Raw genomic sequence first — 21980 nt, 5'->3', positions numbered from 1 at the left:
TGGCAAGGGGAGGCGTTTTGCTCCCCTTTTTTTGCTTTTAATTACAGAACAGATCAGGACGTAGTGCTATGGCGATTAATGACGAAAATATGCGGGAAGCGATTATTTACCTGCAAAAAGCCGAAAACAAAATTAATGGCGATGTGAAGCCACAAGGTTTAAAAGATTATTCATACAATGCCTACTTATCAAAACGGCCTCTTTGGGTTGGATTTTATGACAGACTCCGTCAGTCAAATATTTCAATTCATCCTGATGAAGGATTGCGCGATCCTTCTTTGGTATTAACTGTAGAGCCAATTTCATTTTCACTTCAACAAGAGCTTGAAATATCTCCCGTTAATACTTCAGCGAAGCTTATGCTGGCTCGCGAGATGTTCTCAGATAAAGTTCTCGTCCTGTATAACCTAAAAACATCAACGGCTAAGGTAATGTGGCAAATCGGTGAAAACATCGAAAGTTTTAGTGTTGAAAATTCAGGTGTTTCGCACAAAATTACTGATGTCAGAGGTTTTAATGATGCCGCAGACTGGATGGTTCATAACGCTGTTTTTGCTGGTTTCATCAGACATGCCAGTATCAATCCCCGAATTAGCAAGTTTGTAGGTGATGAAGTCGCAAATGCTGTTATGTTTGCATTACTACTAAATAAAATTGGCATTGATGATTTGCAAATGCCATTTGAAAAAATCCTCAACGAAAACAAAAATAACATTAATAACTTCATTGAGAAACAATTTGAATTTAGCCCAGTAAAGGCAGAGCAAATCGTTAATTTTTGGCAGTCTACTAAAAAAGCATACTCTTTAGATCAGAAAACATTTGATTTCCCTTTTAAATTAATGAATGAGTTTGGCGATTATTGCCAGGATATCATTGAAACGAAAAAACTGGAATTAGGACGTAATCTCGCGCAACAGAATGCGTCTAAGTCGTTACCTACAGATATGATTCAATGGCTCGATCTTGATAGCTTCAATATTTATCTTGGTGAACAACGTTTTTCTGACGGAGTATCCCGTCTCATGCTCGTAGATCTTGATGATTATATTGGTGAGCAGGACATAAAAGAGCAACTTGCCGAAATAGGTTTTCGCACGATTCCAGGGCAGCTCAGGCAGGATGGAGGGATCTATTACCTTGCCAAGAAAGAACAAGCTTTAAAGCCATCGGTTCTGGCTGCTGCCTTAAAAATGCAAAAAATCCCACTTAAAACAGTTTTGCGTGATGACGTACCTCGTTTGTTCAGGAATAAAATATTCGAACGGTTTGAATTAAATATCAATCGTTATACGTTAGATAACCAAGTGATCGGAGTAAATCATACTGGTGATACAGTATTTGATTCTCCGTTTGGGCGGTTTATACGTGACTCGAAATCTTCAGTCACCGTCGAGAATTCTGGTGGCGCGTCTATTAAGCAGTCGCTTTTTCTGCGTGCCATTAGTAATCAGGATCTTGCTGAGTGCAGCGAGGCATTTGTGGCACGAGTAGCAATGGGACAGCGTGCAAACTACAATGATTTTTTAAAATTTGGCAGGCTTATTTTCGATGTTGAAGAAGTAAGTTCTCTTCAATTACATCAGCTTCAGGAAAGTATTGAGGCTGCGGCATATCGCTATTACTCCGTTCATTCGGCTGGAATTTCTGATGCAGAAGCATTCACGCTAGGTCAGAATATTTATTTTGGTCTTCCGAGCGCGCGTCAGCGCACTGCTGAAAGCGTTTCGCTTCAGCAATATTCAACACCGCTTCCAATGTCGCTCGTTTGTCAGCTGCTGTTAATCGGCAAAGACACTATCTCTACTGATGCGACTGTTCTGGAGCCTACAGGTGGCAATGGTGGTTTACTCACGCGCCTTCCATCCGTCCTGAAGAAACAAATAGTCGAACTGGACGAAAAACGTGTTGCTACCTTGCGCTTAGCATTCCCTGATGCAGCGATCATGCATGAGGATGCGACACGCTTAAACTTCAACCGGGTCTTTGGAAATGGTGGCGGTGTAGATTACGTCATCAGTAATCCTCCATTTGGACAGATGGAGCAACCTGAACGATTTGATTTACTCCCAAAAGTACGGCGCCTGGATTATTTTATTGCTTTACGTGCGTTGGCAAGCCGTAAAAATGAGGGGCGTGCGGTAATCATTGTGGGGGCAGATGAGGCTCGTTCGGACGGTACTGTTAAAGGTTCCGCTAAAAGTGTGCTGACTTATATCAATGACCTATATCAGGTAGAAGGTGCCGTTGAAGTAGATGGTCGTTTGTATGCGAGGGCAGGGTCTGCTTATAACGTTCGTATCATTGTTGTAGGAGATAAGCGTCCATATCCTGTTGAAGCGCCGGTGATTGAAAAATTACCGGTTATCGACAGTTATCAGGGGCTTTGGGACTGGTCTCAGACACTTATAGATTCATACAAGAAAGGTGCAGACTTAATTGTAGAAAAGGTCATAGAACCTGTTGCAGAGCCTGTTTCAAAGATCCGCTCTGTACCAAACCCAACTGTTACAAATAAAGAGCCGGTTGTTAAAGCTCCGCGTTCGCGTTTACCTAAAAATGTTGCAGCAACAGTAACGACAGCTGACGTTGTATCTGAGCCGCCTGCAATTTTTCAGGAACCTTCAGTTAAGGCTGTACTTGAAAAGCCAGTGTTGCGCAATGTTAATGAGTATCAGGCTCCTTATCAGACTGCAAGCCGGGTAGGTCAGCCATCCACGATGATCCCCATTAATATGAGTGCTGCGACCTATAGGGCGTTGTCAAAAATTCAGGATTGTCATGATGACATTGATGACTTTGTTTCTCAGCGTTTGCAGTATACCGCCGACGAATTGCCGCGCTATTTCAGCCCAGAACAGGTTGATGCGCTCGCGTTGGCCATTACTCGTGTAGAAGATGGACTTGGCATTATTAACGCCGATCAGACTGGTATCGGTAAGGGCCGGTTTGTTGCAGGTCTTCTGCGTTATGCAAAGCTGAACGATAAAATGCCTGTATTTATGAGCATTAAGCCAGAGCTGTTTACGGATATTTTCCGTGACATAACGGATATCAACAGCCAACACCTGTTTAAAAAACCTTTTATTTTTAACACTGGCGTTGATGTGAAGGTTTATGGCACCGCCGATACGGTTCTCTACCCGGCTACGCCAGCCAACGAACTTAACCAGGCCTTGGCTTCAGGCAAACTTCCTGATGGTGTTGATCTTGTAATGACAACCTATTCACAGTTTGCTCGTGCTAGGAATGTAAACAAAAAATCCGGTTTAATTCTTGATGTCATAAATGAAAATTCAATGCTCTTTCTTGATGAGTCACACGTCGCTGCTGGAGAATCACAGATATCCAGCATTATCAGTGACTGCGTTGGTAAGTCTGGCGGGGTTGTCTATTCATCGGCAACGCCGATAAAGGGTGTTAAAAACTTCCGATTATACAGCAAATGCTTCCCACCGTCCGTGGATACGGTGAATCTGGCTGATGTCCTTGCAGTAGGTGGGGAAGATTTGCAGGAAGCTATTTCAACCAATATGGCACTCGACGGGGCGATCATCCGTCGCGAGCATGATTTTTCAAAATTGACATTTGATACCCTCTATCCGTCTGACGAAATGGTCGATAAAAACCGGGAATTGATGAATTATGTCGCCGATATTCTTGCTGACATGTCTTATCTGTCAGGGGATGTAAACAAAATTGTTAATACCATGAACCGCGAAGAAGATGAATCCTGGGAAAATATCCCGGAAGCACTGCGCACTGGCAATCGTATGAATGCCAGCTCGATGAATTTTTCTTCCCGTCTTTACAATATTACCCGTCAGTTCCTTCTGGCTGTTAAGACTGAAAGCGCAATACAGGCGTCACTTACCGCAATAAACAATGGTCAGAAACCGGTTATCGCTGTTGAAAATACTGGCGAGTCTCTTTTGCGTGCGATGATCGCAATCAGTTCAGGCACTGACTTCTTGGAGGATGAGCTGGATCAGCTGGACAACAAAGGAGAATTATCAGGGGAAGAAGAGCAACGCCGATATGAAATTACCAAACAGATATCCTCAGCGACCGCCAGTGTAATATTCGATCAGCCTCCGCAGTTCAGCGATTTGCTTGAAGTCATGCTGGAGCGCCTGGCTAAGATCACGGTTCGTGGACGCTATGGCGAAGTGAATACCGAACGTGCTGATAACGATCCTGAGTATTTGGAGAAACAGGAAAGTGTACGCGAGAAAATCCATGCCTTCCCATACAGCCTCCCGCTGACGCCTATCGATGAAATTAAGCACACTATGGCGCGTCATGGCTATAAATTTGCTGAAGTCTCTGGTCGTACTGTTTCACTCGTTCCTCGAGTAGCCGATGGCGTTACCCGCTGGGGAGTGAGTTTCCATAAAAAAGCAGATGCTGTCTCAGCAGTCGCTGGATTCCAAAATGGAACATATGATGGTGTTGTGATTACGCGTTCAGGCTCTACGGGCATCAGCCTTCACGCAACAAAGCGCTTTGCGGATTCTGATGCGCGTCAGCGAAATTTTATCGTGCTGCAAAAGGCAGCGAACATTGCCGATTTTTTGCAATGGATGGGGCGTGTAAACCGTAAAGACCAGGTGGTACATCCGGTCATTACCAATGTGGAAAGCGGCTTGCCAGCGGAAACTCGTCAGACGATGATGCATAACAGTAAACTGCGAAAATTATCCGCAAATACAACAAGTAACCGCGAAAATGAAAATCTTGAAGGCGATGAGGATTTATTAAACAGAGTAGGGGATAACGTTGCGCTGGCCTACCTTCGCGAGAACCCTGATGTTGCTGATGCTCTTGATATTAAAATGCCCAAAAAAGGAGATGAACTTGCACACATGAGTGAAAATCCTTATATCAACAAGTTGATGGGTCGCCTCATGATGATCTCGGTTGAGCAGCAGGAGAAAATACTCAGGGAAGTAGGGGACCGCTATAATGAAACCATTGAAATGCTTGAGCAGGAAGGCAAAAATCCTTTCAAAATTGATGTTCATGACTGGAAAGCAAGTGTTGTCAGCTCTGAAGAATTAATTTCAGGTAATATTCAGGCGTCGGATAGTTCCTTTGATGCGCCTGTCAAATTAGTGAAAGTTGAGTACAAGAAGTTTATTGAGCCTATCCGCTTTGCATGGCTGGATGGCCTTATGGCTCGAAATATTTCCACTATTTTCGCAGATGAAGATGGCTCGGTTGATATGCCAAAAAGACTTAATAAATTTAAAGATGTACTTTCACTGATGCAAAAAAACTTTGTATATGAGCATCTTCCAGTCAGAGTGTTAAATAAAAAACCTTCATTGCTTGAAATCCGTAATATGGATAAAGGCGTTGATGGTGCTAAAACGGCGCTGGAAAAGTCGGATTATCTCCTTAGTACTCTCACATCATTAAAAATTGGGAAACACATTAAGTTATTCGATAAAGACACTGAGGAAGAGACTTATGGTGTTATCGCTGAAATCCATTTTCCCAATAATGACGATGGTCTTTTTACTTTATCAAAATACAGACTAAAGCTGGCCTTCGCTGGTAAGGATGAACTGGTTGAGAAGTCTCTTGCTGCATTGCGAGGAATGGATGCTGAATTTTCAACACATCTTCCAGATTTCATGCCGGGGAAAGCTATTGAAGAATACCCCCCTATTTTGCGTGATCGTGTGAGCAAGCGCATTCAGGAATTTGATATAGCGCCAAAAGGTGAAATGACACTTGTCCGAAATCTTCTTGAAGGTAATATTTACCGGGCGTGTGAAATGGCGGCAACAGAGGGGGTTGGATATCCAATCCTGTACACTGATGCCGATGGAAATCGTAAACGTGCTGTCAATATTAAAGCCGCGATTACACCTGATGAGATCAAGCATATGCCTATTGCATTTACTGCTAAAGATGCAATTCAATATGTGCGTGAACATCGCTCAAATTTACAACGTCCTGGTTTAAGTAAGAAGATAGAGTTTTTTAATACTAACCGACGTGAACAAGATTCAGATGAAGGTATCAGAATCGTAATCCTCAATCATATTGATGATGTGAATGTTTTCGTTAAAGGGACAAAACAGGCGAATAATGGCCTGATTACCAACGGGAGAATATTTGATATTGGCGAAAAAACACCTTCAGAGAGTTTAGGTATCAAGTTATCTGGTAACAGAAACAGTATGACGTGTACTTTCGATATCGTTATTCTTGACGAATTTATGGAGCGTCTGGTTAGTGGTGCGCATATCAGTAAGTTTTATATTTCTGAGCACCATGCTGATATTCTTCAAGATTTGAAATCAAAAAATCAGATAGCTAAAGAGTTTCGAAATAATACAACAATAGACATGAAAATGACCGGCTAAATTATTGTCAAAGGCCCGTATATATATCAAAATAAATATATACGGGTTTTTTATTTTCGAGGTTTTATGTCATTAATTAAAAACGATCACTCAGACGTTAAAAGTCTGAATTTATCAACCGAAAACATAAATGATTTCTTCTTCGACCAGGGGGTTTACGATGCTCTCAAACGTTACATCGATAAACTGGATTCCGTAGATCGTTGGGCTTTTGATTTTGGGGTGGGTGATAATGAAGCTGTATCAGCCGCCATTGCTGACATAGAAAAAATATTTTCTCAACATAGCGAGCTTCTTCATCTTTTCCCAAAAAAGGTTTTTTATGTGCTTTCTAATATAAAGACATCTCGCTGCCTTTACCTGATTAATTATCTTTGTTCAGTAAATCCTTTATTTTTAGAAATGCTTGAGAAATTTCTTTATGAAGGTTTTTCTGAAGATAGCGAATCGGCTATATCCACGGACAGCCATATTATTTCTCAGCGGTTACAGGTTGTTGACCGAACCAAACTCCTTGAAAAAGTGTTTTCAAAATCGCGGTATGAATATATCAACCGCCTGATGCGAAGAGGTGCTGTGCAATGAAATCAGCTAAATTAAATAAAAATATATTAGCACTGGCTCTGTTTCTGGCCTTTCCGGTGGTGGCTGCAACTAGCAGCGACACACTTCTTTCAAATCAGTCCTCGGCGATGGAGTCTAATCTGGAGTCTGAAGCCGCCACCTGTGCGACCGGTGATGTGGCTGGAACCATCGGTGCTGCCATTAAAGATGCGATCAACGCACATACTGCATTAGCCGCTGCTACACCTAATGTTGAGTCTTTGTTCGATGTCAATTCTGACTGTTTTTCCGGTGCAAGCAGCCTTTTCGACCTTTCTTTTGCAATCCCCTCATTAGGCAGCATTATTGCTTCTGCGCAGGACGCAGTCGTAAAATTTGCTGCTAAAAAGGTATGTACCGCCGTTTCGCAAGTGTCATCGCTTGTCACTACGCCTGTGAACCAGGCGATCACAAAAGTTAAAGGGTATTCTTCGTTTGCAGACAGTGCTGTAGGCTCGGGGCTGTCATCAGTTGATCCAGACATTGCCAAAGAATATCACACGGGCAACACAAACAACTATTCGGTTGATGTTAACCCGTTCAATTCGACGCAATCCAGTGTTTCCTCTTCTACATCTTCAGCAGCGCCTGTTAGCTCAGCAACATCGCCATCAACGTCAGCTTCTGATAGCAGTAGTTCATCTGGCAGTTCATATGTGACCTCATTATCAGGGCTAATTAAATGACGACGATTAGAAATAAATTGATTATTTGTCCTGTCGTCGTTGCATTTTTTTCTCCGTCATTCTCATATGCAGCAAGCTGGTTATCAGTCACTGAGCTGGTAAACACTATGCAGCAAGGGATGAGTGCAATCGCTGTTGCCACAAAACAGGCAGCAGTTGCGGCAAATCAGCAATCGTTGGCAGTGGCTAACTCATTAAAAACGCTCTCTACTGCACGGGGAGCTATGCAGATGTCGAACCGGGTGGTAGATGCCTATACAAACTTTGACGCTTCTACCGGGCAGGCTTCCTCAAATGGCTGCCAGGCTCATATGCAAAATTCTTACGCTATTCAGGCAAGCGAGCTGTCGTCTAAAAACCAGCTTGTTCTCATGCAGAATTATGCGACACGCCGATATACGGCACAGAGCGAAGCAGATGCAGAGCGTCTGAGCATTCATCACGATACCTATTGCAGTGCATCCGAGGCAACAGCTGGAGCTTGTGAGCTGAAAGCTAACGGTATGCAGGCATGGGATAGCGATTATGCCGGTGCGTTTAATCAGGAAACGCTTTCACCTGAAGCAGAATTAGCGGGGTACGCCTACGTCTCAAATATAACGGACGAGCGTATTGCTACTTCGCAAGACTGCACAAGTGCGGCATGTCAGTCAGCAACTTTGGCTCAAATGCAGTCCTCGGCTATCAATTCAATGGTGGCTAACAGTTTGATTGGACAGCTTACAGACCGCCGGATTCCTGAGATAGAGGCGGTAAAATAATGGCAAAACTTACTAAATCTCAACGGGTTATATCCATTGCTATCGGGCTGAGCCTGACATCGGCAGGCGGGGCTGCTCTTTATGGTTTTGGCCCCGCAGAAATGTGGACTCAGTCGCAAATTTCTCAGTTAGTGGCTTCTGCAAATTCTGATATAGCGTCGTTTACAGCGTCTTTTGGTAGTCAGTTAACAACCACCTTTGAACAGCTCATCTCAGCTGTAGCCGTTTCCACAAAACAGGAAGCGCTTGCGTCAAGCCAGATATCGGATACGACAATGCAGGCAGCGCAGCAATTGCTAAACGCGACTACAACGCAGAACACTAATGACCAGGTTGTTAAGGCCGTGCTTGATTATAGCGGCAGTACCGGTCAGGGGTATCAGCCTTGTATCGTGCTCTATAAAAACAAATCCCTCGATCATGCATGGGATGGTTTGCCTCAGGTTGTTAAAACCCGTATGCGCCGATCCGAAATGTACGGTGGTAACCTGGTTGCATCGACGAATGATGCCATGCAGAACCGTCTTAAAACACATCGCGACAAATTCTGTACGCCGAGTGAAGAAAAAGCCGGATTATGTACAGCCTCTTCGTTACCGGGTGGTGACACTAACGCTGCCACGCTTTTTGAATCCGCAGCACCAGATTCGATTGTCGATCAAGCAAGAACGTCTTATATCGAAAATGTTCTAGGCGCACCTGACCAGATAATCACAAGTAAGGCAGGTAAATCGCAATCCGGGCAGACCTATATGTTATCCAAAGCACGTAAGGATGCCTTCTTATCCATACCGGCCTATTCCCTAAATATGATTGCCCAGGCGAATACCGGTAGTCCTGATTATGACAATAAATCCCCTAATGAAATGCTCCAGATGAGGGTAAATCAGTATTTTGGAGGCAAGGAAGCGCTGCAATGGGCCGCAACGCTTACCAGACAACAGCCTCGCGGTTTGCTCGTTGAACTAGCGAAAATGGAGGGTACAAATGCATGGATCAACCAAAAACAGTTTGAGCAAAATCAACGGATCATTGCTAACTTGGCGGCTCAGGAATTACTCATGGCAGAGCCTTTAAAAGCCAATCTCGATAATAAAGCAATGAGGATGAATTCTGCCTCAGCCATGCAGCAGGTGAAATAAATGACCAAAAAAGCAAGTCTCAGATCCAGAGTTTCCGCAGGGGTTATTATTTCACTGGCATCATGTGTGGCGTATGCATATTGCCCTCCACAGTATCAGGAAAATACCGTAGCGCCTGCGTTTCAGGCAGCGATTGCCAGTATTAAAGGTTCGATTGTATCAATGGATGCTTCATTGTCGTCAATTTTGTTAATGCAAAGTCAGCGTCTGTCATCCGCAATTGCCGTTATGACAAAGCAGAAAGCATTGAGTGCCAACCAGGTATCCGAGGCAACACTGAATTCCACCAAAATGGTGGCTCAGGGTCTTAATGACATTTCCACAGCTGAGCGCCTGAAGAAAGCACGCTTCGATTATGGTGGTGAGTTTGGGCAGGGGTATAATCCCTGCAAAATCATGGCAGGACGTAATCTCATTGCGTCACGAAACGCTGATTTGTCGTCTGAACTTACGAAACGGGTGAGAACGGAAATTGACTCGGGGCCAGGCAAATATGCCTCTGTGGTTGATGCGCGAAACGTATTCACAACACGGCATCAGGCATATTGTACCGCTGATGAAGTAGCGTCTGGAATGTGTAAATCTGAAGGGACGTTACCGGGCGCTGATACCAATGTAGCGACGCTCTTTACCCCAGCTATGGAAGGAAGCGATCAGTACGTCGCTAAAAATGCCTTTATCAATAATCTTGCCGGTATACCAGATCAGCCGCTGCCAGCTGCATCTTCAAAATCAGCAGACGCGCAGTCTTACATCCTTGATAAGAACCGGCGCGATGCGCTTGTATCACCGGCGCTTACCGCGCTGAAAGATATTCAGATTGACAGTTCAGGGATTGATGGCACAGAAACGGGCAAAGAGCTTCCAATGTCCCAGTTGATGGACAAAGAAGTAAAACGTTATAGCGGTAACAGTGATGGCTACACCGCCTGGACTCGCTCACTGGTTTCTCAGAATGAACGCGGGGTGATTGTTGAAGTTTTGAAGGTGAAATCCCTTGAGCTGGCTCAAAAAGCACGTTTGTACAAACAGTATGAAGTCATGGAAGCGCAGCTTGCAGCACTGACCGCCTTGCAGGCTCAGGCCCAGGTTAAACAGACGGAATTTTCCAGCCAGCGTGCGCAAACGACTACAACGCAATCGGTGATCCAGTGATGAAACGCTCTCTCCCCTTCGTCGCGCTGTGTTTTATGGCCAGCTTTAATGCTCTTGCGGATAGCTGTCTCATGCCTCCAACCGATGCTGAAATTGTCTCGGGTCGATTTGGTAAATCTCGTGGCGGCGGGGCCGATAACTTCGGGTCTGCTAACCAGAACGCGCATATGCATGACGGCCTGGATTTCTCAACCAGCGGCGTGTCAAAGCCGGTTAAGGCTCCCGGCGATGCAACCGTTGTTTACGCAGGTGCTCGCGGTTCAGCCGGTAATGGTGTGCTAATGCAACTGAGTAATAAAGATATCATCGCATTTTATCATTTGAGTGCGGTAAACGTGCATATGGGTGAAAAAATCACAGCTGGGCAGCAGGTGGGTGTTTCGGGGAATACCCCCTCTACATCGATGGCTAAACATCTGCATTTGACCTATGGGTCGTCTGATAAAAATGATGTCCGGGCAAAGGCATTTAACCCTCAGGCGTTGAGGGGGACTTTCGATCCAGCTTCCCTTTCTAACACTGTTAAATTCCAGTCGGGCATTGGCTATAAAACCGATCCGTCTCCGCATTTTTGCCAGACGTTTACGATTAATGACGGTCATCCTGAAGATGCCAAGATTCTTGGTGGGGACACAAAATCACAGTATGCGATCCTATTTGGTTCCGCGCTAGACGGGGGCACACCTGTTGATGGTGCTGATGATGTGCAAATCGCAGCGGGTAACAGCGATGCGCTCAAAGCGCAGGCAAGCGGGGAAAGTACGGCGGCGTTTGTTGAGGACAGTGGGGTATATGGTGCGCTTCCAGAGCCACCTATTGGAAAGTACAGCACTCTGTCTGCATCAGAAATGATGCAGACAGAGGCATACCGTCGGTTTACTGATTCAGACTGGAATACAGAACTAACGCGTGTGGGGCAGCGGGCGCTCATTCTTGATTATGTACGAGCGCAGGGGCTTGAAAATTATATTGATAATCAAATAATGAAAAAGAAAGATCGCATTGAAGGGTTAATGGCATTACTGACATCAAATCAATTAAATGGAATGAAAGAGAAAGTCAGTCAGGATATGAAAAAAGCGAGTGTTAATAATACTATTAATGCTATCAAGTGATGCCTACTAAATATTATAATCATCTTTGTTAATCTAAAATAGCTGAAAGGGGGTGGTTATGAGTTACTCAGACGATCTGAATGATGATTTTGATATTCCCGTTTTTACACCGAAAGAAAATGAAATTGAAGTCAATTCGGCACGACCGCTTTCGACTCCAGAAATCAACATCGAAGAAGTATTAAAAGAAAAAGATATCCCTATATACGATGGGAGTGGTGAAGCAAATCTTTCTGTTGGAGGCCTTAAAAAAAACGAATCTGATGAATGGGAAGTGGTAGACGAGCTGGAAGCTGCACAGGAATATGGTATTTTTCAAAAAGAACAGCTTGTTTATCAGAATGTATCAATTGTTCATGTTATTGCACACTTCTCTAATATTGCAAATAACGCCGAATTTGAAAATTTTAATCAAAATTTCTCGCTGTCCAGTGATAAGGTGTCGCCATTATTTCTTGAGTCAGGTGAAACTATTACGATCACAAACCAGTTAAAGGACAAAATTGAGCGTGATTCCAGCGACTTTAATAAGGCAGATTCAGTAAACGAGCATTTTGAGGAAGTCAAACTTTCCGATAAAAATGCACATGTTCGAACAGAGACGTTGCGCGATTTAGCAAATGAAGCAGACGATCCGCAGACAGTCTATAAAAATCAGGGACAATCATTCCCTCCAGGTAGTCGGACACTGCATTTCGAGAATGTCGACGTTGATCCCATGGATGGCGGTGAGCCACATCAGCGTTTCACTCTCGGCGGCTCGGGAGGTGCTCCCGCGCCGCAGGGAACCTATCGTAAGAATATGGCAGACGTGCGTAATGGTGTTGATCATCTTGCTGGAGGGATTGCCTCCCTTATAGGAGGTGGTGCTGCGCTGACGGGCGTACTAGCTAACAGAGCAGGGACGTTTATGAAGTCTGTCAGTAGCGGTCTGCAAAATCAGACGCCATCGCATCCTAAAGCTGATTCACCTGAGGCTGAAGCGACACAACCCATAGCAGATGTGGAGGGGAATAAGTCTGAACGGGATTTTTCTGAGAGTGATTCGCCAATAATTTATTCACTTCCAAGCCCATCAAAATCACCAGACAACTTCCTGTTCGGTCAAATGGAAGCCCGACGTGATGCATATCGTGAAAGTATTGATACTTTCTGGGCGCATGAAAAAGTTAAACCAATTAAATCGCAAATTGAGGCTCTGGCGCGAGAAAATGGTATAAGCGTAACAGAGATGAATCAGAAAATATCTCACGATCCAGAATATGCTTACATTCGCGAAACCATTCAGAATGCCGTTGAAAATGATACAGAGCTGAAAGATACGCTGAAAACCGCAGACAATAATCTGGACGAGTGGATTGAAACCTACCAGGTGTTGAAAGATAAGCAGCAAAGAGTTGTTGATCATGATGCGTCTGAACACATTGATTCTGAATTGGAAAAACAGCGAGAGCAGATGGAAGAAGTTGTAGCAGACGCACCGCCAGGAGAAGATATGTTCTCTAAACTGGAAGAGTTCAAAATGCGTATCAAAGAAATTGTTGAGAAAATCCGGGAAGCTATCAGCAGATTTACTTCATCAAAAGGACAAGAGTCAGAAAACGCTCCATCACCATAAATAATTTATTGAAAGGGGCTAACGTCGCCCCTTTCTCAATACTCAATTTAAAATTGAGTTAGCAGAATTGTTGCTGATGAAAGACATATCGGAACTGCCAGGGGAATCTTTCTTGTTCTGAGTATGACTGCATATATTAGAGAAAAGCTTAAAATATACATCATCATATAAACCATTCGTGACATTCCCAGCCAGGCACCACACACGGAAAGTAAGTAAATATCCCCCATGCCGATAAATTCTTTGTCTGGGAAAACTCTAAAGACTTCTGCTAGCATTTTTATGGTTTTCATACAGACAACAATTAGTGCTGGGAATAAAAAACCTTTTACAGAATCATTTATAGTCACTGGAGATAATTCTGTAACTGAAATGGTTAATCCGATAATCATTAACGGAAGTGTTATTTCTTCAGGAATCATGAAGTTCTTGAAATCAATCCAAGCCAACACAATAAGGGTTTGGGAAAATGTTAAATAAATTAATTTTACTTCAAATGGCAAATTAATAAAAGAAAAGATAATAATTATTGCAACTAATACAGATGCGATACCAGAAAATATGAATAAAGTAAAAAAATTGACAATGTAGTCATCAGTGGGGAAGGTGGAAATATTTTTTATTAATTTTTTATCTAGTCCAAGAAATTTTTTACAATAATTTATATGTTCAATAATTATTTTTTTGGGGAAATAATACATAGTCATTGCCATAAGCGGTAGTGATATGAATGCATATATAACTGATACAAAAAAAAAGATGCTATTGTTTAAGAATGCACCAGAATAAAAATCAACAGTTACACCCAGGCTTATAATTAGCAAGGATGATAATGTGAACTCAAAACATCGTTTAGTTAGATGCAATTTTCATATCCTTAAAGGTGTAATTTATTTGAGGATAATAGATGCGCAAGCGTTGAATATTATTCCAGACGAGTCTCTGGTAAATAAAATTCCATTTCTCTGTTTTAGAGTTATAAGCGCCAATTGCCCTCCAGAGCTGCTTTGGATCGTTTGTATTGACTTCAGCCATTCTTTGAGCAAGTATCCAGGCACCTACCATCAGGTTTACGCAGGTGTTGTTAACCAAAACATCTCTGTCAATGTGGAATTTTTTGAGTTCAGGGAGATGAATTGAATTAATTCCCGCCACACTCATGTCAACAGATCCGTTCTTGTTTTTGACAACCTGTCCTGGCTTAGTGTATTCGGTCAGAACTATTGCTCTGAATATTTCAGTATTTATTCGATAGCGTTCCGAGGCCATTTTTACGCAGGGTTCGAGCTGTCGCATATGCTCAATCTGAGCATTAGAAAGCGGTGGTAAACCATCCATATAAATCTCCGAAAAATTAGTTTATTTATGAAGAGTTTTTTATTTATTAACTGGTATTATATTAATATGTAATTCAATACAAATCTACTGGAATCAATTTTAATGACACCTGGACAAGTAATTACTGCAATCGCCTTTTTAATATTGATCGTTACTGCGTCAGGTCGGAATAAGCTATTTAATGATGAACAAAATATTAATGTCATAGGCCAGATTGACTCTCTTGCAAATCAGATGGCTAGTTATCGGGGGTATGTATCATCGTATTCGCGGACTAACCCTGCCAAATCTGGGGCTGCTACAGACAGTGAATTAAATGTTCCACAATGGTTTTCTGGGCGAGATGTTCGTATTAGAAACTATTTAAGCGGGGGGCGTGGTTTTGTTTATTGCACGGGGGGATGCCCTGGTGGTTTGGAAGGTCGTCTTCGCGAGTTAACAGATAATTCATTAAATGTTGGTCATTCAAGTAATGGGCAGTTTAATGTGAAAGGGCAAAATGTTACTGGGGTTACATTACCCTCAGTGATTCAAAATGGTGATGTTGTTTATGTAAGCGTTAATTAAATAAAAGTGTTTTGATTTTAAATTAGGTTGAATAATATTTTTTTAGAATAGATAATTGAATAATTATGAACCTAATAATTTAAAAGTTTTCTGGAGAAAACCATGAAACATTATGTTTCAGCCTTTGCGTTGGCACTATTTTCATATTGCAATATTCCATCTGCTTTTGCTGGATTTGACGTTATCCCAAGTTATGAGTATACCGGTGCTAAACCTCCGGTAATTCAAAGCACAAAGGCACTTCAGAATGTGAGTCCTGAAAAAAATATTTTTATTGATGAACCATATCAGGCAGGTCAATTAGCCAACACCCGGAATGTTTCACCTGTACGTATGCTGCCTCCAAGTCCGGCAGTAAAAAATAATTCGATTACACCAAAATCATTACCGGCGTCATCAATGTCTGCTACCGAAATTCAGGCGTTATCCAAGAGCCTTAACCATATTACTTTTATTGGGAATTTCCCCGCCACCATCCCTTTAACTGCGTCAACAGGAAGCAGTTCCACACTCAGCGGGGGCTTGCAGAAAATCATCCCTACCGGTTATGGTGTGTTGCTGTACCCCTCTGTTCAGAAAAAATATACCAAACAACATATAATCTGGAGTAGTGGTGAGCGGTGGTTAATCTCATTAGATAAAGTCCTTGATAACAATCATCTTAAAGCGGTTGTTGATTGGTCTAATTCAAAAATATACGTAAGTCAAGAAAAAGAAAAAATAATTCCTTATTCTGAAACTACAGTTGTCTCAGCTACATTAAAATCACCAGGGAAGTCTTCAGATAACATTGTAGTCATTGCTAATAAAAAAAATTCAAAGTCACCGTTTACTAATGACCAGAATATAAACTCCCCATCACGATTGGCTGGCAAAAAAATTCAAGTTGAAAATGAAATAAAACCTGTAGTTTCATATAAGCCCGTGACGTTGTCTACCTGGACAGCCAGAAGTGGTGTCATGATTTCAGCGATGGTTTCGGAATGGACAGCTGAACAAGGCTGGACGTTAGTCTGGCGCACTCAAGAAAAAGACTACAACATTATCACGCCATTTACGGTCACTTCGAAAGATAAATCAGATGCAGGTTTTATGGAAGCGATGAAAAAAGTATTAGCGCTATATGACTCAGCACCATACCCGTTTAATACTGAAGCATATCCTGGTCAGAAATTGTTAGTAGTGACACTTAAGGGTAATAATAAAGGTTAATTATGAAATTAAAATTAGCACTATCTAAAGCAGTTTTATTGTCGTTCTTAATTGCCTCACTCTCTGGATGCGCTTATAAAAACATTAACGATACAATTGCTAAAGCAGACAATACTGCAAATCAGACAACACGTATTGCCAGTGGTATGCGTAATCAGCGATCTGACATTGATTCTGGATTTACTATTAAGAATGGCGTTTGGGTTGATACTCAAGTCGTTGAGCAAAAGTCCATGCAGAATATTCCCGCTGCGCTTAACCGGCCTTGTACATATGCGCCTAAAATGCCCATCAGCTTTTTTGACGCAATTGAGACCATTTCGTCAAACTGTGGCGTTGCGATCCGGCTTACTCCAGATGCGGTAGGTTTACTGTCATCCGTATCCACAGCCAGTGTGCCTGTGAGCGGTTCACCTTCTACCCAAATTCCTGCACCGCCAGAGATACCTGGCAATGTGACATTACCGCCTGTACCTAATGGTAATACAGGTTTAACTACATCGTACAGCTCTCGACCATCTTCTGTTCAGAACTTCAAATTTTCGTATCAGGGTACACTTGCCGGTGTTATGGACAGACTGACATCACTGGCGGGGCTGTTCTATCATTATGATGACAGCACTGGCATTACAGTGTCATATATTGATTCCAAAACGTTCTCAATCATGGCTATGCCCTCAGCGACAGAAACAGCTACTCGTGTGACGGCAGGCACTTCGACAAGTACCGGTGCATCCGGTGGTGCATCTGGGAGCAGTTCATCAAGCTCAGGTGGCGTGAGTGGCGACTCTGGTTCTAACTCGTCTACTTCGTCATCAATTAAAAGTGATCTGCTTGCTGATATTGAAAAAAACCTGCGTAGTCTTTTGACGCCAAATGTTGGGCGTTTACAGCTTTCTGCTTCAACCGGAAACGTAACCGTAACTGACACGCCAGCTGCATTACAGCGAATTGGTCGTTATGTTGATAATGAGAATAAAAAAATAACTCAGCAAGTTTTGCTGAACGTAAAAATTCTCTCAGTCACATTAAAAGACACTGATGAGTTAGGCGTCAATATGGATCTTGTTTACAAATCCATGAGCGGTAAATGGGGTTTTAACATTACCAATGCCTTTAGTTCAGTTAGCACCGGCTTAACATCTGGTTCAATCAAAATTATCGATCCCAATGATCGGTTCTCTGGCACATCAGCCCTGATTTCAGCGCTGTCTGAGCAAGGTAAGGTATCAGTTGTCACTAGTCCGTCAATCACAACACTTAATTTACAACCTGCGCCGGTACAGGTTGCCAGAACGACCAGTTACCTTGCGGAACGCTCTACAACAACCTCTGCGAACGTAGGTAGCCAGACAAGCCTGACTCCGGGTGCAGTGACTACCGGTTTCAATATGACGCTGTTGCCGTACATCATGCCTGACACACGCGATCTGCTCCTTCAATACACAATCAATCTTAGTTCACTGATTCAGATCCGTAAAATCGGTACAGATACTGATGGAATTGAGATGCCGGAAGTTGACAGCCGAGTTTTTAGTCAGCGAGTGAAACTCCGTAGTGGGCAGACGCTGGTAATGGCGGGTTACGAGCAGGCAGCAGATACAGGAAATAAATCAGGTATTGGTGGTGCGTCATTCTGGGGTCTTGGCGGTGAACGAAATCGCAACTCACAACGTGATGTAATTGTGATCGTGATCACGCCTGTAATTTTGGGGTAAGGGCGCGAAATGACGAACAAGGTAATCGATTCTGTTATAAAGAAATTTAAAAGCTCTCATATAGCGCGAGGAAACAGCGGCCAAGCTGGTTCCTCAAAGCCGCTCATTAATCAGAAAATCGACGTACTCCGCATTAATGGGGCAGATTTTGTCTCTGGTCTTGTTTGGAATACGATTTCAAATGCTCGTGGGATTATGAGTGAAGCCAGACGTTTTGGGCGCGAAAACAACATGGACGTTGTGGCAATTCGTGAACGATTGATGAAAGCTCAGGCAGGCTATGTTGGCAAGAATAAGGGCGTAAATAAAGAGATGTATAGCTTGGCTTCAACTCTGGCCGGTATTCTTGAGCAGGTACATCTAAGCGATCAACTGCTGCAACAAAAAGTTGAAGAAGAGCATAATCCTGAAAATGAAATATATAGCGAGGGTGCTGCATGGCTGGGTGTTTTCGAAATCGCTCCCCCAATGATGCGCAATCATGGCAGAAAAGAAAAATATGTAAAGGAAAATAAGAAAGAAGACCAGAATTTGTCAGTTTCGGATGTGAATTTATGTTCGGTAGAAATTGCTGAAAGTGCTATGATGAATATTCAAAAAAGCAATATGACAGATCAATCCGATGAAAAGCTTTATTACATCCTTGCTGTAGTTGATGGTAACGTTGTACCTCAAAGTGATAAATTGGGGACACGTAAAGAAATAGAACGATTGCAGGGTAAAATAAATAGTCTGTATAGCTCAACAAAAAAGTTGCACAAATATTATTTCCCATCAGATTGGGGTAGAGGCGAAAGTGAAATCATTCTAAGTGATTTACTTTCGCCTGCGAGTCTTAATAAGGGTTATAAACTTAAACAACTTACATGGGGAATGACCAAGCGCGAGATAGGCGTCGTTGGTTTACTTATTGTTATAGGTTGTATGTATATTTCATATGACAGATATAATGCTCATCTGAGAGAAATTGAGTTTCAGCGTTTACAACAAGCAGAAAACGATCGTATCGCTTTACAGCGGAAAAGAATCAGGGAGGCAACTGGTTCAGACGTAAAAATTAATGATTTAGTACGCCCATGGGTGAGTAAACCAAGTGTTAGAGAGTTTCTGGATATTTGTCACCGAAGGTTGAAAGAAATCCCAACTTATATGGGGGGGGGGTGGGCACTCATAAAAATTGATTGTCAGGAAAAAAACATTAAACTCGATTATGTACGTGGTGTTTATTCAACTGTTGACGATTTTCGTCGCGACGTAACGCGTATATTTGGAGTCGCGGCTGACATACCTGGTGATCAAAATGGCAATCGGGGTTATGTGGTTATTTCTAATGCAATGAGACCAGCAGGAAATGAAGAGCCCGGGTCTTTGACAGACCTGATGAGTTCCTTTGCTTCGCAATTTCAACAGGTAGAGGCTGAATATAACTTCAAAAATACTGAAATTGAAAAACTTCCAAAATTGCCGGGGCAAACTGTATCAGAAGAAAAGACTCAGTTAGCGCCTTGGAGTACTACTTCTTTTGAGGTGAAGTCAGGTTTTGAACCAAGCAATATTTTTACAAACACTAATCTTTCTGTTGTCAGAATTGAATCAATAATTACGAATATTAGTGAATCTAATTATAGCTGGACAACCATAGGCAAACTCTATGCAAAACGTTAAGAAGAAAATTATTTTTCTAGCAATAGGATGGCTGTTCATTAATTCAGTCCTAGCGGCTGAAAATACGTCACAGGAGAAAGATAATGGCCTTCCACTGTCGGTCATGGATATGACTAATATTAAACAGCAGATAAATTATACAAAAGAACTCTTTGAACTGGAGAAGGCACGTTACAAATTAGGTAAGGCAAGAAAAGGTGTCTTTGATGATGCTCAATTACCTCAAAACCAGACAGGTATGCCAGGGATGTACAGCCTTCCACCAATGACTGCATCACAAGCTAAAACCCAGGATTCTGTGGAAAGCAAAGTGCCACGGCTAGCGGCAGTTTATGGTGGTGTGAAGCTTACCGCGTTATTTAAATTATCTGATGGCTCGTCTGTTGAGGCAAAAAGCGGAGACACCTTGCCTGGTGGTTATGTAGTGAAATCCGTAACGGTTGATCGTGTTCAATTAATGCAAGATGGGAAGGTGATTAATGTCGGCTCTTGAATTAGTACCAATTAATACGGGTGCAAGTTATAAGATAATTGTTCCGAATGAAAATTCTAACTGGTATATTCCCGCAACAAATGAAGTACTTCGTGGTATATGTATATTTGATGAGGAAAATAAATTTCTTCATATTTGTGATGGAAAACAATCTGATATAAATGTGATCTCATTTATGGATCGTCTTGATCGCCAGGATGTCCAGTATGAAATAAATATTACTAATTATGAGAGTATTTCTGCTGCATATACCCATGAAGTTGAAAATCATGGTGATGCTACAACAAACCAATCCATAGTGTTATCAATTATTAAAGATGCAATGAAGAAGGGTTCTTCAGATATTCATTTAATTGATCGCGATGGTAAAAGTGTAATTAAATTTAGAATTAACGGTAATCTTATAGCTCAACCATTGAGTTCACGAACTGACAGAGTAAAACAGCTCATTCCTACTATCTATCCTTCAATGCTTGATGTATCTGACACCCACCATAAAGAAGGTAAAAAACAGGATGGCCGAATCAGGAAAGAAATTCTCAAAGAGTTAGGTCTTATAGGTGCGCGTGTATCGACGACTCCTACGGATGTTGGCTCATTGATGGTCATACGACTTATGAAAGATAATTCTAAGTCAGATCTCACAATTAAAATGCTGGGTTATGCTGATTACCATCTTGCCATGATGCGTAAGATGCAGAAAAAAAGGCGTGGCATTATCATATTGTCAGGGGAAACAGGTTCAGGTAAAACCACAACGCTTGAATGCATAATGCGCGAATTAGTTGTATCTACTAAAGGCACTAAACACATTTTTACTATTGAAAACCCGCCAGAAAACTCAATTGATGATGTCAATCACACTCCTGTTTTATGTGAGGATTTTGATGATGAAGCAGAAGTGAGTGCTTCGTGGGCGCGTTCAATTTCAAGTGCTTTACGTCTCGACCCAGATATCGTGGTAGTTGGTGAGGCAAGGGATAAAGCTTCTGCTCAAGCTGTTTTCCGAGCGGGAATGACAGGACATCAGGTGTATGCAACTGTACATGCTAACGATTCAACATCTATATTGGATCGCCTAGAAGATGAAGGTATCCAAATGAGCCTTCTATCAAATCCAAAACTCGTAATCGGACTAGTTAACCAATGTCTTGTACCAGTAACTTGCAAATCATGTCGAATAAAGCTGACCAAGGAAAATGAAAATAAACTCGAAGAAGATTTATTATTTCGTATAAAAGAAAGAACAGAATATATAAAGGGTAATATTTATTTGATGGGGCCGGGGTGTAATCAATGTAATTACAGTGGGATTGAAGGTCGAACCGTTGTAGCTGAAATTATCATGCCAAGTTTTGAACTTCTCAATGTATTTAAAAAAGAAGGTAACGCAGCGGCGCGTCATTATTGGATCAATACAGAACATGGAAAACCATTGAGTCATCACCTTATTCAGAAAATAAATAGTGGTGATATTGATCCTGATATTGCAGAACAGTATGCCTGCTTGCTGGATGAGGAATGATTTCA

At 42.2% G+C, this 21980-nt stretch carries 16 protein-coding genes; 14 read left to right on the top strand and 2 right to left on the bottom strand.

Going from position 1 to position 21980, the window contains the following annotated elements:
• Window positions 1–68 precede the first annotated feature (68 nt).
• From SJI19_RS16905 to SJI19_RS16870, 8 genes are all read left to right on the top strand, one after another.
• Window positions 69–6377 carry a strawberry notch C-terminal domain-containing protein gene (locus SJI19_RS16905; RefSeq protein WP_323479447.1) on the top strand — a complete coding sequence of 2103 codons (6309 nt, stop codon included), beginning with the start codon at window positions 69–71 and terminating at the stop codon, window positions 6375–6377.
• A gap of 66 nt (window positions 6378–6443) precedes the next feature.
• Entirely contained in the window at window positions 6444–6962 is a 519-nt protein-coding gene (locus SJI19_RS16900; RefSeq protein ID WP_323479446.1) for a hypothetical protein, read from the top strand.
• On the top strand, window positions 6959–7666 hold the full coding sequence (locus tag SJI19_RS16895) for a hypothetical protein (protein WP_323479445.1): 708 nt from the start codon (window positions 6959–6961) through the stop codon (window positions 7664–7666). Before SJI19_RS16900 ends, SJI19_RS16895 begins: the two co-directional genes overlap by 4 nt.
• Window positions 7663–8427, top strand: a complete 765-nt coding sequence (locus SJI19_RS16890; protein ID WP_323479444.1) for a hypothetical protein — start codon at window positions 7663–7665, stop codon at window positions 8425–8427. Before SJI19_RS16895 ends, SJI19_RS16890 begins: the two co-directional genes overlap by 4 nt.
• Window positions 8427–9569 carry a hypothetical protein gene (locus tag SJI19_RS16885; protein ID WP_323479443.1) on the top strand — a complete coding sequence of 381 codons (1143 nt, stop codon included), beginning with the start codon at window positions 8427–8429 and terminating at the stop codon, window positions 9567–9569. The genes SJI19_RS16890 and SJI19_RS16885 overlap by 1 nt, the downstream gene beginning before the upstream one ends.
• Complete coding sequence (locus tag SJI19_RS16880; RefSeq protein ID WP_323479442.1) at window positions 9570–10724, top strand: hypothetical protein; 1155 nt, start codon at window positions 9570–9572, stop codon at window positions 10722–10724. It abuts the gene before it with no gap.
• Window positions 10724–11839 (top strand): M23 family metallopeptidase, encoded by a 1116-nt coding sequence (locus tag SJI19_RS16875; protein ID WP_323479441.1) that lies wholly within the window; start codon window positions 10724–10726, stop codon window positions 11837–11839. The genes SJI19_RS16880 and SJI19_RS16875 overlap by 1 nt, the downstream gene beginning before the upstream one ends.
• Window positions 11840–11897: 58 nt before the next feature.
• A complete protein-coding gene (locus tag SJI19_RS16870) occupies window positions 11898–13457 on the top strand; it encodes a hypothetical protein (protein WP_323479440.1) in 1560 nt (519 codons plus the stop codon).
• A gap of 47 nt (window positions 13458–13504) precedes the next feature.
• Here SJI19_RS16870 and SJI19_RS16865 read toward each other — a convergent pair whose 3' ends face one another.
• Together SJI19_RS16865 and SJI19_RS16860 are read right to left on the bottom strand one after the other, a co-directional pair.
• The gene (locus SJI19_RS16865; RefSeq protein ID WP_323479439.1) at window positions 13505–14323 is read right to left on the bottom strand and encodes an A24 family peptidase; all 819 of its coding nucleotides are present in this window, start codon (window positions 14321–14323) and stop codon (window positions 13505–13507) included.
• A complete protein-coding gene (locus SJI19_RS16860) occupies window positions 14310–14795 on the bottom strand; it encodes a lytic transglycosylase domain-containing protein (RefSeq protein ID WP_323479438.1) in 486 nt (161 codons plus the stop codon). The genes SJI19_RS16865 and SJI19_RS16860 overlap by 14 nt, the downstream gene beginning before the upstream one ends.
• A 102-nt stretch (window positions 14796–14897) precedes the next feature.
• Between SJI19_RS16860 and pilM the strand changes: the two genes are divergently transcribed.
• The 6 genes from pilM (at window position 14898) to SJI19_RS16830 (ending at window position 21975) form a co-directional block, all read left to right on the top strand.
• The gene (gene pilM / locus SJI19_RS16855; RefSeq protein WP_323479437.1) at window positions 14898–15362 is read left to right on the top strand and encodes a type IV pilus biogenesis protein PilM; all 465 of its coding nucleotides are present in this window, start codon (window positions 14898–14900) and stop codon (window positions 15360–15362) included.
• 102 nt (window positions 15363–15464) lie between these two features.
• Window positions 15465–16574 carry a TcpQ domain-containing protein gene (locus SJI19_RS16850; protein ID WP_323479436.1) on the top strand — a complete coding sequence of 370 codons (1110 nt, stop codon included), beginning with the start codon at window positions 15465–15467 and terminating at the stop codon, window positions 16572–16574.
• Between the two features lie 2 nt (window positions 16575–16576).
• Complete coding sequence (locus SJI19_RS16845; RefSeq protein WP_323479435.1) at window positions 16577–18292, top strand: PilN family type IVB pilus formation outer membrane protein; 1716 nt, start codon at window positions 16577–16579, stop codon at window positions 18290–18292.
• Between the two features lie 9 nt (window positions 18293–18301).
• Window positions 18302–19957 carry a type 4b pilus protein PilO2 gene (gene pilO2, locus SJI19_RS16840; RefSeq protein WP_323479434.1) on the top strand — a complete coding sequence of 552 codons (1656 nt, stop codon included), beginning with the start codon at window positions 18302–18304 and terminating at the stop codon, window positions 19955–19957.
• A complete protein-coding gene (pilP, locus tag SJI19_RS16835) occupies window positions 19944–20450 on the top strand; it encodes a type IV pilus biogenesis protein PilP (protein WP_323479433.1) in 507 nt (168 codons plus the stop codon). Before pilO2 ends, pilP begins: the two co-directional genes overlap by 14 nt.
• On the top strand, window positions 20437–21975 hold the full coding sequence (locus SJI19_RS16830; protein ID WP_323479432.1) for a GspE/PulE family protein: 1539 nt from the start codon (window positions 20437–20439) through the stop codon (window positions 21973–21975). The genes pilP and SJI19_RS16830 overlap by 14 nt, the downstream gene beginning before the upstream one ends.
• The last annotated feature ends 5 nt before the right edge of the window (window positions 21976–21980 follow it).

The organism is Acerihabitans sp. TG2 (assembly GCF_035013185.1).
Classification (GTDB): Bacteria; Pseudomonadota; Gammaproteobacteria; order Enterobacterales; family Enterobacteriaceae; genus Acerihabitans.
The sequence above is the reverse complement of the archived record's forward strand: the minus strand, read 5'-3'. Positions and strand labels throughout refer to the sequence as shown.

Excerpts from the sequence above, each read along its gene's own strand:
- SJI19_RS16905 (WP_323479447.1), top strand. The coding sequence starts at position 69 with ATGGCGATTAATGACGAAAATATGCGGGAAGCGATTATTTACCTGCAA.
- SJI19_RS16900 (WP_323479446.1), top strand. The coding sequence starts at position 6,444 with ATGTCATTAATTAAAAACGATCACTCAGACGTTAAAAGTCTGAATTTA.
- SJI19_RS16895 (WP_323479445.1), top strand. The coding sequence starts at position 6,959 with ATGAAATCAGCTAAATTAAATAAAAATATATTAGCACTGGCTCTGTTT.
- SJI19_RS16890 (WP_323479444.1), top strand. The coding sequence starts at position 7,663 with ATGACGACGATTAGAAATAAATTGATTATTTGTCCTGTCGTCGTTGCA.
- SJI19_RS16885 (WP_323479443.1), top strand. The coding sequence starts at position 8,427 with ATGGCAAAACTTACTAAATCTCAACGGGTTATATCCATTGCTATCGGG.
- SJI19_RS16880 (WP_323479442.1), top strand. The coding sequence starts at position 9,570 with ATGACCAAAAAAGCAAGTCTCAGATCCAGAGTTTCCGCAGGGGTTATT.
- SJI19_RS16875 (WP_323479441.1), top strand. The coding sequence starts at position 10,724 with ATGAAACGCTCTCTCCCCTTCGTCGCGCTGTGTTTTATGGCCAGCTTT.
- SJI19_RS16870 (WP_323479440.1), top strand. The coding sequence starts at position 11,898 with ATGAGTTACTCAGACGATCTGAATGATGATTTTGATATTCCCGTTTTT.
- SJI19_RS16860 (WP_323479438.1), bottom strand. The coding sequence starts at position 14,795 with ATGGATGGTTTACCACCGCTTTCTAATGCTCAGATTGAGCATATGCGA.
- pilM (WP_323479437.1), top strand. The coding sequence starts at position 14,898 with ATGACACCTGGACAAGTAATTACTGCAATCGCCTTTTTAATATTGATC.
- SJI19_RS16850 (WP_323479436.1), top strand. The coding sequence starts at position 15,465 with ATGAAACATTATGTTTCAGCCTTTGCGTTGGCACTATTTTCATATTGC.
- SJI19_RS16845 (WP_323479435.1), top strand. The coding sequence starts at position 16,577 with ATGAAATTAAAATTAGCACTATCTAAAGCAGTTTTATTGTCGTTCTTA.
- pilO2 (WP_323479434.1), top strand. The coding sequence starts at position 18,302 with ATGACGAACAAGGTAATCGATTCTGTTATAAAGAAATTTAAAAGCTCT.
- pilP (WP_323479433.1), top strand. The coding sequence starts at position 19,944 with ATGCAAAACGTTAAGAAGAAAATTATTTTTCTAGCAATAGGATGGCTG.
- SJI19_RS16830 (WP_323479432.1), top strand. The coding sequence starts at position 20,437 with ATGTCGGCTCTTGAATTAGTACCAATTAATACGGGTGCAAGTTATAAG.